Genomic DNA, 12,518 nt, shown 5'->3' on the forward strand with positions numbered 1-12,518 from the left:
ATCCGTCAGGTGGCGGGTCGTCAGGAGGCGACCAGCGAGCGCAGCACGTACTGCAGGATGCCGCCGTTGCGGTAGTAGTCCGCCTCGCCCGGGGTGTCGATCCGCACGACGGCGTCGAACGCGACGACCGTGCCGTCGGCCTTCGTCGCGGTCACCTGCACCGTCTCGGGCGTCGTGCCGTCGTTGAGCGCCGTCACGCCCGCGACGTCGAACGTCTCCGTCCCGTCCAGGCCGAGCGACTGCGCGCTCTCCCCCGCCGGGAACTGCAGCGGCAGGACGCCCATGCCGATGAGGTTCGAGCGGTGGATCCGCTCGAAGCTCTCCGTGATGACGGCCTTCACCCCGAGCAGCGCCGTGCCCTTGGCCGCCCAGTCACGCGACGAGCCGGAGCCGTACTCCTTGCCGCCGAGCACGACGAGCGGCGTGCCCTGCGCGGCGTAGTCCTGCGCGGCGTCGTAGATCGTGTCCTGCGCGCCGGAGACGAAGTTGTACGTGAACCCGCCCTCGACGCCGTCGAGGAGCTGGTTGCGCAGGCGGATGTTCGCGAACGTCCCGCGGATCATGACCTCGTGGTTCCCGCGGCGCGAGCCGTAGGAGTTGAAGTCGCGGCGCGCGATGCCGTGCTCGGCGAGGTAGACCCCCGCCGGGCTGTCGGCCTTGATCGCACCGGCCGGGCTGATGTGGTCCGTCGTCACCGAGTCCCCGAGCTTCGCGAGCACCCGAGCGCCCGAGATGTCGGTGACGGGCTCCGGTGTGGCCGTCATGCCGTCGAAGTACGGGGGCTTGCGGACGTAGGTCGACTGCTCGTCCCACTCGAAGGTGTCACCCTCGGGCGTGGACAGCGCGCGCCAGCGCTCGTCACCGGTGAAGACGTCCGCGTAGTCCTTGGTGAACATCGCGCGGTCGATCGAGGAGTCGATCGTCGCCTGGACCTCCTCGGGCGTGGGCCAGATGTCACGCAGGAAGATGGGCGTGCCGTCCTCGTTGCGTCCCAGCGGGTCGTGCTCGAAGTCGAACTCCATCGTGCCGGCGAGCGCGTACGCGATCACCAGCGGCGGGGACGCCAGGTAGTTCATCTTCACGTCGGGGTTGATGCGGCCCTCGAAGTTGCGGTTGCCCGACAGCACGGAGACCACGGCGAGGTCGTGGTCGTTGACGGCCTCGGAGATCTTCTCGTCGAGCGGGCCCGAGTTGCCAATGCAGGTGGCGCAGCCGTAGCCCACGAGGTGGAAGCCGAGCTTCTCGAGGTACGGCCACATGCCGGCCTTCTCGTAGTAGTTCGTGACGACCTGCGAGCCCGGGGCCATGGAGGTCTTGACCCACGGCTTGGCCTCGAGACCCTTCTCGACCGCCTTCTTCGCGAGCAGCGCGGCCGCGAGCATGACCGACGGGTTCGACGTGTTGGTGCACGAGGTGATCGAGGCGATGGCCACGGCACCGTGGAACAGGTCGAACGTCCGGCCCTCGGAGTCCGTCACCTCGACGGTACGACGGACCTGGGAGGAGACGGCGGGCGAGTCGGACGCCGGGAAGGACTCCTTCTCCGCCTGGTCGACGGCGTCGACGACCTCGGGCGCGTAGGTCGGCAGGTCACGCTCGAACGCGGACTTGGCGTTCGACAGCTCGATGCGGTCCTGCGGGCGCTTGGGGCCGGCGATGGACGGCACGACCGTCGACAGGTCGAGCTCGAGGTACTCGGAGAAGACCGGCTCGACGTAGCTCTCGTCGGACGGGTCCAGCCACAGGCCCTGCTCCTTGGCGTACGCCTCGACGAGCGCCAGCTGCTCCTGGCTGCGACCGGTCAGACGCAGGTAGTCGACCGTGACCTCGTCGATCGGGAAGATCGCCGCGGTCGAACCGAACTCGGGGCTCATGTTGCCGATGGTGGCGCGGTTGGCGAGCGGCACGGCCGCCACACCCTCGCCGTAGAACTCGACGAACTTGCCGACCACACCGTGCTGGCGCAGCATCTGCGTGATCGTCAGCACGACGTCGGTCGCGGTGACGCCCGCCGGGATGTTCCCCGACAGCTTGAAGCCGACGACGCGCGGGATGAGCATCGACACGGGCTGGCCGAGCATCGCCGCCTCGGCCTCGATGCCGCCGACGCCCCAGCCGAGGACACCCAGGCCGTTGACCATCGTGGTGTGGGAGTCGGTGCCGACGCAGGTGTCCGGGTAGGCGCGCAGGACGTCGCCCTCGGGGGTGCTCACGGTGCGCGTCATGACGGTGCGCGCCAGGTACTCGATGTTGACCTGGTGCACGATCCCGGTGCCGGGCGGGACGACCTTGAAGTCGTCGAACGCCGTCTGGCCCCAGCGCAGGAACTGGTAGCGCTCGTGGTTGCGCTGGTACTCGAACTCGACGTTGCGCTCGAAGGCGTCGCGGCGGCCCGCGACGTCGATCTGCACCGAGTGGTCGATGACCATCTCGGCGGGAGCGAGCGGGTTGATGCGCGACGGGTCGCCGCCGAGGTCCGCGACGGCCTCGCGCATCGTGGCGAGGTCGACGACGCAGGGCACACCGGTGAAGTCCTGCATGATCACGCGCGCCGGCGTGAACTGGATCTCGGTGTCCGGCTGGGCGTCCGGGTCCCACGCGGCGATCGCCCGCACGTGGTCGGCCGTGATGTTGGCACCGTCCTCGGTGCGCAGGAGGTTCTCCGCCAGGATCTTGAGGCTGTACGGGAGGCGCGCGGCGCCCTCGACGGCGGAGAGACGGTAGATCTCGTACGAGTTCTCACCGACCTCCAGGGTTCCCTTCGACCTGAACGTGTCGACGCTGCTCACGATGGCTCCTTCTGCGTGGCGAGACGGTGACGACCTGCCGCCGACCGTGCCTCGGGCAGGGTCGTGGCGACCGTCGGATGGCGTTGCTGATGTCTGACGGGTGGTGCTCGGGGGGCTTTGCCCAGCCTACGCCGGGCGTGGTGCGCGGCCCGTGCCGTGCGAGGCAGCGGTCCGACCAGCACCGCGACCAGCATACCGCATATATCTTGACGTCAAGATATATGCGTCCGGTCCGCCGTCAGGGACCGGCCGTCGCGAGGGCGACCACGAGGGCGATCGCTCCCCAGGCGACCAGGCTCAGACCCAGCGCGAGCACCAGGCCGTGCGCGCCGGTCGACTCGTCCTGAGGGCTGCGCCGCAGGACCCGCCCGGCGAGCACGAGGCCGGCGAGCAGGAGGAGGGAACCGACGTAGACGAGCAGAGGCATCGCGCCCATTGTCGGGCCGAACCACCCGCAGTGCCTCTGGAACACCGGACCGACCCGGATGCGACATCCTGGAGTACCCGGAGCGGTGGCGGTCCGGGCCGCCGGGCGTCCGGGTCCCACCGGGTGCGGGCGTGGTCGAGGAGGTCGGATGGGTACCAACGACGCCGCTGGCCGTGAGCAGCGGGACGACGGGCGGCACGAGAGCGTCAACCAGCGCCTGGACCGGAACTGGAACGAGCTGCTGCAGGAGCTGCGGGTCACGCAGACGGGCGTGCAGATCCTCACCGGGTTCCTGCTCACGGTCCCGTTCCAGCAGCGGTTCACCGAGCTCGACGACGTGCAGCGAGGGACCTACCTCGTGCTCGTCGTGCTCGCGGCGCTCGCCACGGGCTTCCTCGTCGCGCCGGTGAGCCTGCACCGCTTCCTCTTCCGGCGAGGGCTCAAGCTGACGCTCGTCACCCTCGCCGACCGCCTCGCGCGGTGCGGGCTGCTCGTCCTCGGGGTGCTCGTGTCGGGCTGCACGTTCCTGCTGTTCGACGTCGTCGCCGGGCGAGCCGCCGGGATCGTCGTCGGCGCGTGCGTCCTGGCGGCCCTGGCCGGGCTGTGGCTCGTGCTGCCGGTCCTGCGCTCGCGCGACGCGGCACGGCAGCGGGACCCGCGCTGAGCGACGACCCACCGGGCATCAGCGGGTGAGGACCGCGAGCGCCTCGACGTGGTGCGTGTGGGGGAAGAGGTCGAACGCGCGCAGGGTGCTCAGCGTGTAGCCGTGCTCGGCGAGGTAGGCGACGTCCCGGGCGAGCGCCGCGGGGTCGCACGCCACGTAGACGACGCTGCGGGGCCCGAGCGCCGCCACGCGCTCGACGACCGCGCGACCGGCGCCGGTGCGCGGCGGGTCGAGCACGACGACGTCCGCGCCGCCGCGCGCGGCGTGCTCGCCACGGGCGAGGACCCGCTCGACCGGCCCGTGGTGGAGCTCGACCTGCGGGGCGCCGTGCGCGTTGCGCCGGGCGTCCTTGACCGCACGGGGGTCGCCCTCGATCGCGACGACGTGCCCGCCGTCGCCGACCGCGTGCGCGAGCGGGAGGGAGAAGAGGCCGGCACCGGAGTAGAGGTCGACCACCCGGCCGCCCTGCACGTCCCCGACGGCGTCGAGCACGGCCTCGCCGAGGACGAGGGGAGCGGCGCGGTGGACCTGCCAGAACCCGTCGGCGGCGACCTTGAAGGTGTGCTCGACGCCACGCAGGCTGACATTCTCGACGACGGACCGGCGCGCGTTGGGCCGCTTGTCGAGGTGCCCGGCCCGCCAGACCGCGTCGTCGACGAGCAGCACGGGGGGCGTCCCCCCGGCCGGGGCGACGAGCTCGAGGCGCGTGCCCGGGCGCCAGCGGCGGGTGAAGACACGTTCGCGCTCGGCGAGGGCGAGCACCTCCGGGGTGGCGAGGGGCATGGTGTCGAGCGCCACGACGTCGTGCGAGCGGTGCTTGTGCATCCCCGCCCGACCCTCGGCGTCGGCGACGAGGTCGATCCGCGTGCGGTAGCCGAGACCGTCGCGCTCGTCGTCCCCCGGCAGACCCTCGACCTCTACCTGAAGGTCAAGGTGCGCCAGTCGCTGCAGCTGCTCGGCGACGACGCCCGCCTTCCAGCGCCGCTGGGCGGGCAGCGCGACGTGCGCGAGCTCACCACCACCGACGCCTCCCGGGCCCGCCTCGGGCCACACGGAGGCCACGCGGTCGGGCGACGGCTCCAGGATCTCGACCGCGTCGCCGCGCCAGAACGGGGCGTCCTGCTCCCCCTCGGTGATCTGCACACGTGCCCGCTCGCCCGGCAGCGCGTGCCGCACGAACACCACCCGGCCGTCGAGCCGGGCCACGCAGTGGCCGCCGTGGGCGACCGGTCCGACCTCCACCTCGACCTGAGGTCGAGACTCCGACGACTCGGTCGGTGACACGTCGGACGGCACATCGTTCGGTGAGCCGTCGGCCGGTCCGCTCGTGGCGGTCGGCTCGGGGGTCGCGGCGGTCTCGGGCTGGTTCTCGGGTCGGGGCACCCGTCCAGTATCCCGGACGCGGACCACGGGGCCGCCCGGCGGGCGTCAGTACCGCGGCGGGAGGTTCTGGGTGTAGCCCTCGCCCTCGAGGCCCGTCTGCCCCTGGGTCGAGGACAGCTGCCACGGCACCGAGGCCACCACGACGCCCGGCGTGAAGAGCAGCCGGCTCTTGAGGCGCATCGCGCTCTGGTTGTGCAGCAGACGCTCCCACCAGTGCCCGACGACGTACTCGGGCACGTACACGACCACCAGGTCCCGCGGGCTCTCCCGCCGCACGGAGCGGACGTAGGACAGGATCGGGCGCGTGATCTCCCGATACGGGGAGTCGAGCACACGCAGGGCGACCGGCAGCTCGAGCGCCTCCCACTCGCGGGTCATCTCGGCGATCTCGTCGGCGTCGACCCCCACCGTGACGGCCTCGAGCACGGACGGCCGTGTGGCACGCGCGTAGGACAGCGCGCGCATCGTCGGGCGGTGCAGCCGCGACACGAGGACGATCGCGTGCACGCGGCTCGGCAGCGCCCGGGTGGACGCGGGGTCGTCGCCGAGCGCGAGCTCGTCCCGGACCCGGTCGTAGTGCTTGCGGATCGCCCGCATGAGCACGAAGATCAGCGCCATCGCGAGCACCGCGATCCACGCGCCGTGCGTGAACTTGGTGACGAGGACGATGACGAGGACCCCGGCCGTCAGGAGCAGGCCGACCGCGTTGATGACCCGCGAGCGTCGCAGCCGCGACCGCTCGCGCGGGTTCGGCTCGGTACGCAGGGCACGGGTCCAGTGCCGGACCATGCCGAGCTGCGAGAGGGTGAAGGACACGAACACGCCCACGATGTAGAGCTGGATGAGCCGAGTGACCTCGGCGTCGAACACCCAGACCAGCACGATCGCGGCCACGGCGAGGGTGATGATCCCGTTGGAGAACGCGAGCCGGTCGCCGCGCGTGTGGAGCTGCCGGGGCAGGTAGCCGTCCTTCGCGAGGATGGACCCGAGGACGGGGAACCCGTTGAAGGCGGTGTTGGCGGCGAGCACGAGGATGAACGCCGTCACGGCGACCACCGCGACGAAGAGCACCGGTGCACCGCGGAAGACCACCTCGGCGAGCTGACCCAGCACAGGGTGCTGCACGTAGTCCGCCGGGACCGGTCCCCCGCCCGAGGAGAGCTGGGTCTGCGGGTCCTCGACGTACTGCACACCCGTCGCCCGCGCGAGGAGCAGGATCACCATCATCATCGTCGCGGAGATCGCGCCGAGGATGACGAGCGTCGTCGCGGCGTTGCGCGCCCGGGGCTCGCGGAACGCCTGGACGCCGTTGCTCACGGCCTCGACGCCCGTCAGCGCGGCGCAGCCCGAGGCGAAGGCCCGCGCCACGAGCAGTGCGCCGGCGATGCCGAGCAGGCCCTGGTCGAGGTCGCTCGCCGGGACGACGTCGAGCCCCGCGCTCTGCGCCTGGGCAAGGTTCCCCGTCACGTGCTGGAGGAACCCGACGACGGCCGTGACCCCGACGGCAAGCATGAACAGGTACACCCCGGCGGCGAAGAAGCGCCCCGACTCACGCACCCCCCGCAGGTTCATCAGGGCGAGGACGGCGACCAGGACGATCGCCACCTGGGTCTCGTGACCGCGCGCGGCGGGCACGGCGCTGGCGATGTACTGCGCGCCGGACGAGAGCGACACCGCCACCGTGAGCACGTAGTCGATCATCAGCGCGGAGGCGACCCCGACACCGGCCTTGGGGCCGAGGTTCACGGTCGCGACGCGGTAGTCGCCACCCGACGGGTAGGCACGCACGTTCTGGCGGTAGGAGAGCACCACGGTCAGCAGCACGACCACGACCGCGAGTCCGACCCAGGGCGAGATCGTCGTCGCCGCCACGCCGGCCACGGCGAGCGTCAGGAGGATCTCGTCGGGGGCGTAGGCGACCGACGACAGGGCGTCGGAGGCGAACACGGGCAGGGCCACCCGCTTGGGCAGCGGCGCATGGCCCTCGCGGTCGCTGCGCACGGGGCGACCCAGCAGCAACCGCTTCGCAGCATCCACGATGTCCGACACGAAGCCCCATGCTATGCCCGACGCGGGCGCCGGGCGCCCGCACGACGCCCGGGGAAGGTATAGCGTTTCGCTCGTGCACTTCGTGATCATGGGTTGCGGCAGGGTGGGTGCCACCCTCGCGCGCTCGCTCGAGAACCGCGGCCACTCCGTGGCCGTCGTCGACCAGAACCCGGATGCGTTCCGGCGCCTGCCGTCGGACTTCTCCGGGAAGAAGGTCACCGGCGTCGGCTTCGACCGCGACACCCTCGTCCAGGCGGGGATCGAGGACGCGTACGCGTTCGCCGCGGTCTCCGACGGCGACAACTCGAACATCCTCTCGGCCCGGGTCGTGCGCGAGACGTACGGCGTCGACAACGTCGTGGCACGCATCTACGACCCGCACCGGGCGGAGATCTACCAACGGCTGGGTATCCCGACGGTCGCGACCGTGCGCTGGACGGCCGACCAGGTGCTGAGACGGATGCTGCCGCTCGGGGCGACCGACGAGTACCGGGACGCGTCCGGCCAGGTCCGCCTCGCGCAGGTCGACGTCCACCCCGACTGGGTGGGTCGCTCCGCGCGGGCGATCGAGCGCGCGACCGGCGCGCGGGTGGCGTTCGTCTCACGATTCGGCGACGGCGTGCTCGGGACCCCGGACATGGTGCTGCAGGAGAACGACGTCCTGCACGTCCTGATGCGCAGCACGGACGCCGCGACGGTGGAACGGGTCCTCACGCGTGCCCCTGAGGCGGAGGAGGACTGATGCGCGTCGTCATCGCCGGGGCGGGGTCGGTCGGCCGCTCCATCGCCCGTGAGCTGCTCAGCCACGACCACGAGGTCATGCTCATCGACAAGCAGCCGGCCGCGATGCGGGTCGCCCAGGTGGCCGACGCCGACTGGTTGCTCGCCGACGCGTGCGAGCTCTCGTCGCTCTCGGAGGCAGGCACCGACGGGTGCGACGTGATCGTCGCCGCCACGGGCGACGACAAGGTCAACCTCGTGGTCTCCCTGCTCGCGAAGACCGAGTTCGGGGTCCCGCGCACGGTCGCGCGGGTGAACAACCCGAAGAACGAGTGGATGTTCGACTCGTCGTGGGGCGTGGACGTCGCGGTGTCCACCCCGCGCATCATGACGGCGATGGTCGAGGAGGCCGTCGCGGTCGGCGACCTCGTGCGCATCTTCACGTTCCACCAGTCCGGGGCGGACATCCTCGAGCTGACGCTGCCACCGGACTCACCGCTCATCGGACGCCGCGTCGGGGAGGTCCGGTGGCCGCCGGACACGGTCCTCGCCGCGATCGTCCGTGGCCCCCTGCCCATCGCCCCGAGCATCGACGACACCCTGGAGGCGGGCGACGAGCTCCTCATCGTCACGGGCCGCGAGGTCGACGAGGACGCGCTGCAGAGGTTGCTCGTGACGGGCGAGTAGGCCGGGCGCGGAGAGCCGCCGGGCGACCCCGGCGCGTGGCTTCCCGCCCTGCGGCTACCCGGCCTGCGGCTGCGTGGCCTGGTGCGGGCGCCGGACGAGCACCCAGGTCAGCCACAGCACGAACGCCCAGAGCGGGATGCCCATGACGAGGCGCGCGGTGCCGAGCCAGCCGACCTCCGCCTGCAGGTAGAGCGGGAGCTGCACGGCCAGGCGCACCGCGAACATCCCCACCCAGAGCCACGTCGCCACCGCGTAGCGGCGCATCCGCACCGGGTCCTCGCGCCACGTCGCCGCCCAGCGACGCAGTGCGGCGACGACGCCCCCCTCGGGCACCTCGCCGCTCCCACCGGACCAGCCGCTGCGCAGCGCCTCGACGACCAGCCCGACGACGGGCCAGCGCACGAGGATCGAGACCAGCATCGCCACGAGGTAGATCGCGTTGACCCACAGGCCCCAGGCAAAGTAGTCCTGGGCCTCTCCGGACCGCCACGCCCACAGCACACCGATACCGACGCCGAGCAGCCCGCCGAACGCCTGCGTCATCGGGGTGCGCTGGACCAGCCGCGCGCCGACGGCCACGAGCGCCACCGCGACCGACGACCACAGGGCCGGCGAGAGCTCGCGCGTCACCGTGTAGACGACCACGAAGACGAGCCCGGGCGCCACGGACTCGACGAGTCCTCGCACACCACCGATGGTCTCGGCGAGCGAGAAGCGCTCAGCGGTGAGCGCCCGCACGCCGCGCGCGGTGCCGTCCTCCGGCGCCGCGACGTCATCAGCGGCGCCGACCGCGCCGACCACGTCGACCGTGTCGCCGGCGGGCTCCACGGGCCCGGCTGCGGGCGGGGTGTGCTGCCCGGGGGCGGAGTTCTCGGGCCGCGGCTCGGGGCCAGGGGGAACGTGGGTCATGGTAGATCTCTCGTCGGTGACGGGGTGCTCAGGGTGGCCGGGCAGCAGGAGGCTCCCGTCGCAGCGATCACTCGCCGGGACGGGGGCGCAACTCGTAGCGCGGGTTGTACATGGTGCGACGACCGTCGATCTCGGAGACGAACCCCTCGACCTTGGCGCGCCGGCCGGGCTCGATGCCCGCGATCCGGCGCCGCCCGAGCCACACGAGGTCGACCGCGCCGGAGCCGTCGTACAGCTCCGCCTCGACGGTCGGCACGCCGTCCCGGGGACGCAGGACGACAGAGCGCAGCACGCCCGCGACGGTGGCGCGCGAGCGGTTCGTGAGCCCGGACACCGCGGAACAGCCGACCTGGCGGGCGGCCTCGTCGCGCTCCTCCCCCGCCGTCAGCTCCTCCTGGCTCGCGACGACCGAGCGCAGCACCTCGCGCAGGTTCGTCATGGTCAACGGATCTCCGTGATCTCGGGGCCACGCGTGAGCGGGTCGAACGTCGGCGCCTCCGGCGTCGCGCCCCCGGCCGGCGGCACCTGCGCCGTCGCGCCCTTGCCGGGCAGGTTCAGCGAGAGCAGGTCGCGCGGCGGGCGCGGGCTCTGGTCCCGGACGACGACGATGTTGGCGAAGACCGCCTCGAGGACCTTCGCCTCGGCGGGATCAACAGCGGCCTTGCCCGTGAGGACGCCGCGCAAGAACCAGCGCGGCCCGTCGAACCCGACGAACCGGGCCGGGCGGGTGCCCGTCCGGCCGTCCGGGGCGGTCGCGGGAAGCCGCGCGAGCAGCTCTCGGCCGAACGGACCCGGGAGATCGTCCACGGTGCCGCCCTGCTGCGTCACCGACTGGGCGATCTCCTCGCGGATCTCGTCCCAGATGCCCTCGGTGCGTGGCGCGGCGAACGCCTGCACCTGCAAGCCGGACCCGCCGACCGCGCAGGCCACGCCGGTGATCTTCTGCGTCTTCTTGTCGATCTCCATGCGCAGCTCCATGCCACGCACCCCGGGCAGCCAGATCGCGCCCAGGTCCACCCGGCCCGTCGGGCCGTCCACCTGCGAGGCGTCGAACGGCCCCGTCGTTGGCGCCTCGGACCGCGCGGTCTCGTCCGACGGCGTGTCGGCGGACCGCGCAGGCACCTCCTCGGACGGCTGCGACGCACTACGCCGGAACAAAGCCACGAAACGCACTCCTTCGACAGTTCGACCACGACCACGGCAGGTCGTGGCACCTGAGGTGAGGAAACCCTCCCTCGTCCACAGTAGTCCGCCCTGGTGGCAGGTCGAACCGTGGGCAGCACCCGTCAGCGGGGCGCCGTCCACCCTCCGCTGGAACCGAACCCGCCCTCGCCCCGGTGCGAACCGGGAAGGCGCTCGGCGCGGACGAACCGCGCACGCTCGACCTTCTGCACCACGAGCTGGGCGACGCGGTCACCGCGGTGCAGCACCACCGGCGTCGTGGGATCGGTGTTGTGCAGGATCACCTTGATCTCGCCGCGGTACCCGGCGTCGACCGTGCCCGGTGCGTTGACGATCGTCAGCCCGTGCCGGGCGGCAAGTCCCGAGCGCGGGTGCACGAACGCCGCGTACCCCTGCGGGAGCGCGATCGCGACACCGGTCGGGACGGTCACCCGACCTCCCGGCGGGATCTGCACGTCGACGGTCGTCACGAGGTCCGCGCCGGCGTCGCCCGGGTGCGCGTAGCCCGGCATCGGGACCCCGTCGTCGAGGAGGACGAGGAGGACGTCGACGTCGGTCGGCTCAGGGGTGACCGTGTGCTCGCGCACGGGCGCTTCCGCAGTCTCTTCGGTGGACACCCGCCAGAGCCTAGTGCGGACACGGGGTGGGTGCGACCACGTGTCGGCAACCCGGCCACCGCGACTGGGATACTCGGGGGATGCAGCGCGCAGAGCTCGACGTCCGCCACCACGAACGACTCCTCCCAGGCATCGGGGGGTGGGTCGCCGGCCTGGCCTTCGCGGCCGCCGTCGGTGTCGCACTGTGGCCGGCGGACCGGTCCATCGCCGTCGCGGTCGGCGGCGGCGCCGCGGTCGTGGCGCTCGCACTGCTGTGGTGGACCTCGCCGGTCGTCACCGTCGTGGGCGACCGGTTCCGTGCGGGTCGCGCCGAGATCCCGCTCGACCTGCTCGGCGAGGTCCGGGTGCTCGACGCCGAGGGCATGCGGCACGCGCTCGGGCCCGACCTCGACGCCCGCTCCTACGTCTGCCTGCGCTCGTGGGCCCGGACCGGGATCTCGGTCACGGTGACCGACCCGGACGACCCCACCCCCTGCTGGGTCGTCTCCACGCGCCGGCCGGCCGAGCTCGCGGCCGCGCTCGGAGCGGCGTGACGACGGCAGGCTCCTGACGACGGCGACGGCCGCCGCCCCTCGGGGGGCGACGGCCGTGGTCGAGCGTGCCGGGCGCGTGCGAACGCGTCGGGTCAGGCCGCGCACTCCGAGCAGATCTGCTGCCCGTTCTTCTCGTACGCGAGCTGGCTGCGGTGGTGCACGAGGAAGCAGCTCGCGCAGGTGAACTCGTCCGCCTGGCGCGGCAGCACCCGGACGGAGAGCTCCTCGCCGGAGAGGTCCGCGCCCGGGAGCTCGAACCCTTCGGCAGCCTCGGTCTCGTCCTCGTCCACAACGCCCGAGCTCTTGTCGGAGCGACGAGCCTGCAGCTCTTGGATCGAGTCCTCGCTGAGCTCCTCTTCGCTCTTACGGGGGGCGTCGTAGTCAGTTGCCATCTGGGGGGTCACACTCCGGAACGTGGTATCGATCGGTGGGTCGTGGTCGTCGGCGGAGTCCGCCGCTCCACGCCGTGGGATGTCGGAGGACATCCGTACTGGTGTACGCGGTAGTAATGCGTTGCGCACCGGAATTGTTCCCGGCAGGCGAACGGATTCTGCACCA

The 12,518-nt window shown here is 72.1% G+C and carries 13 protein-coding genes; 4 read left to right on the plus strand and 9 right to left on the minus strand.

Features of this window, described 5'->3' with window-relative positions:
• Window positions 1-20: 20 nt before the first annotated feature.
• Together acnA and OHL10_RS06650 are read right to left on the minus strand one after the other, a co-directional pair.
• A complete protein-coding gene (acnA, locus tag OHL10_RS06645) occupies window positions 21-2,789 on the minus strand; it encodes an aconitate hydratase AcnA (RefSeq protein ID WP_322645524.1) in 2,769 nt (922 codons plus the stop codon).
• A gap of 238 nt (window positions 2,790-3,027) precedes the next feature.
• Window positions 3,028-3,216: a hypothetical protein gene (locus OHL10_RS06650; protein WP_265521385.1), complete on the minus strand. Its 189-nt coding sequence runs from the start codon at window positions 3,214-3,216 to the stop codon at window positions 3,028-3,030.
• Window positions 3,217-3,364: 148 nt separating this feature from the next.
• Between OHL10_RS06650 and OHL10_RS06655 the strand changes: the two genes are divergently transcribed.
• Window positions 3,365-3,880: a DUF6328 family protein gene (locus OHL10_RS06655; RefSeq protein WP_265521386.1), complete on the plus strand. Its 516-nt coding sequence runs from the start codon at window positions 3,365-3,367 to the stop codon at window positions 3,878-3,880.
• A gap of 18 nt (window positions 3,881-3,898) precedes the next feature.
• On the opposite strand, the gene OHL10_RS06660 is transcribed toward OHL10_RS06655, so the two are convergent.
• Entirely contained in the window at window positions 3,899-5,176 is a 1,278-nt protein-coding gene (locus OHL10_RS06660) for a class I SAM-dependent RNA methyltransferase (RefSeq protein ID WP_265521462.1), read from the minus strand.
• Between the two features lie 132 nt (window positions 5,177-5,308).
• The gene (locus OHL10_RS06665; RefSeq protein WP_265521387.1) at window positions 5,309-7,312 is read right to left on the minus strand and encodes an APC family permease; all 2,004 of its coding nucleotides are present in this window, start codon (window positions 7,310-7,312) and stop codon (window positions 5,309-5,311) included.
• A gap of 88 nt (window positions 7,313-7,400) precedes the next feature.
• Between OHL10_RS06665 and OHL10_RS06670 the strand changes: the two genes are divergently transcribed.
• Window positions 7,401-8,054 carry a potassium channel family protein gene (locus tag OHL10_RS06670; protein ID WP_265521463.1) on the plus strand — a complete coding sequence of 218 codons (654 nt, stop codon included), beginning with the start codon at window positions 7,401-7,403 and terminating at the stop codon, window positions 8,052-8,054.
• On the plus strand, window positions 8,054-8,719 hold the full coding sequence (locus OHL10_RS06675; protein ID WP_265521388.1) for a potassium channel family protein: 666 nt from the start codon (window positions 8,054-8,056) through the stop codon (window positions 8,717-8,719). The genes OHL10_RS06670 and OHL10_RS06675 overlap by 1 nt, the downstream gene beginning before the upstream one ends.
• A gap of 54 nt (window positions 8,720-8,773) precedes the next feature.
• On the opposite strand, the gene OHL10_RS06680 is transcribed toward OHL10_RS06675, so the two are convergent.
• From OHL10_RS06680 to dut, 4 genes are all read right to left on the minus strand, one after another.
• Window positions 8,774-9,628 (minus strand): DUF3159 domain-containing protein, encoded by an 855-nt coding sequence (locus OHL10_RS06680; RefSeq protein WP_265521389.1) that lies wholly within the window; start codon window positions 9,626-9,628, stop codon window positions 8,774-8,776.
• A gap of 67 nt (window positions 9,629-9,695) precedes the next feature.
• Window positions 9,696-10,067 carry an OB-fold nucleic acid binding domain-containing protein gene (locus OHL10_RS06685; protein ID WP_265521464.1) on the minus strand — a complete coding sequence of 124 codons (372 nt, stop codon included), beginning with the start codon at window positions 10,065-10,067 and terminating at the stop codon, window positions 9,696-9,698.
• A 2-nt stretch (window positions 10,068-10,069) separates the two neighbouring features.
• The gene (locus tag OHL10_RS06690) at window positions 10,070-10,792 is read right to left on the minus strand and encodes a DUF3710 domain-containing protein (protein WP_265521390.1); all 723 of its coding nucleotides are present in this window, start codon (window positions 10,790-10,792) and stop codon (window positions 10,070-10,072) included.
• Between the two features lie 122 nt (window positions 10,793-10,914).
• Window positions 10,915-11,397: a dUTP diphosphatase gene (dut, locus tag OHL10_RS06695; RefSeq protein WP_265521465.1), complete on the minus strand. Its 483-nt coding sequence runs from the start codon at window positions 11,395-11,397 to the stop codon at window positions 10,915-10,917.
• A gap of 110 nt (window positions 11,398-11,507) precedes the next feature.
• On the opposite strand from dut, the gene OHL10_RS06700 reads away from it, so the two are divergent.
• The gene (locus tag OHL10_RS06700; protein ID WP_265521391.1) at window positions 11,508-11,960 is read left to right on the plus strand and encodes a DUF3093 domain-containing protein; all 453 of its coding nucleotides are present in this window, start codon (window positions 11,508-11,510) and stop codon (window positions 11,958-11,960) included.
• Window positions 11,961-12,052: 92 nt separating this feature from the next.
• Here the strand turns inward: OHL10_RS06700 and OHL10_RS06705 are convergent, their stop codons facing one another.
• Window positions 12,053-12,352: a DUF4193 domain-containing protein gene (locus OHL10_RS06705; protein ID WP_265521392.1), complete on the minus strand. Its 300-nt coding sequence runs from the start codon at window positions 12,350-12,352 to the stop codon at window positions 12,053-12,055.
• Window positions 12,353-12,518 lie beyond the last annotated feature (166 nt).

Source organism: Oerskovia flava (genome assembly GCF_026163685.1).
Taxonomy (GTDB): Bacteria; Actinomycetota; Actinomycetes; order Actinomycetales; family Cellulomonadaceae; genus Oerskovia_A; species Oerskovia_A flava.

Coding starts and splice junctions, on each gene's coding strand:
- OHL10_RS06650 (WP_265521385.1), bottom strand. CDS start 3,216: ATGCCTCTGCTCGTCTACGTCGGTTCCCTCCTCCTGCTCGCCGGCCTC.
- OHL10_RS06655 (WP_265521386.1), top strand. CDS start 3,365: ATGGGTACCAACGACGCCGCTGGCCGTGAGCAGCGGGACGACGGGCGG.
- OHL10_RS06670 (WP_265521463.1), top strand. CDS start 7,401: ATGGGTTGCGGCAGGGTGGGTGCCACCCTCGCGCGCTCGCTCGAGAAC.
- OHL10_RS06675 (WP_265521388.1), top strand. CDS start 8,054: ATGCGCGTCGTCATCGCCGGGGCGGGGTCGGTCGGCCGCTCCATCGCC.
- OHL10_RS06680 (WP_265521389.1), bottom strand. CDS start 9,628: ATGACCCACGTTCCCCCTGGCCCCGAGCCGCGGCCCGAGAACTCCGCC.
- OHL10_RS06685 (WP_265521464.1), bottom strand. CDS start 10,067: ATGACGAACCTGCGCGAGGTGCTGCGCTCGGTCGTCGCGAGCCAGGAG.
- OHL10_RS06700 (WP_265521391.1), top strand. CDS start 11,508: ATGCAGCGCGCAGAGCTCGACGTCCGCCACCACGAACGACTCCTCCCA.
- OHL10_RS06705 (WP_265521392.1), bottom strand. CDS start 12,352: ATGGCAACTGACTACGACGCCCCCCGTAAGAGCGAAGAGGAGCTCAGC.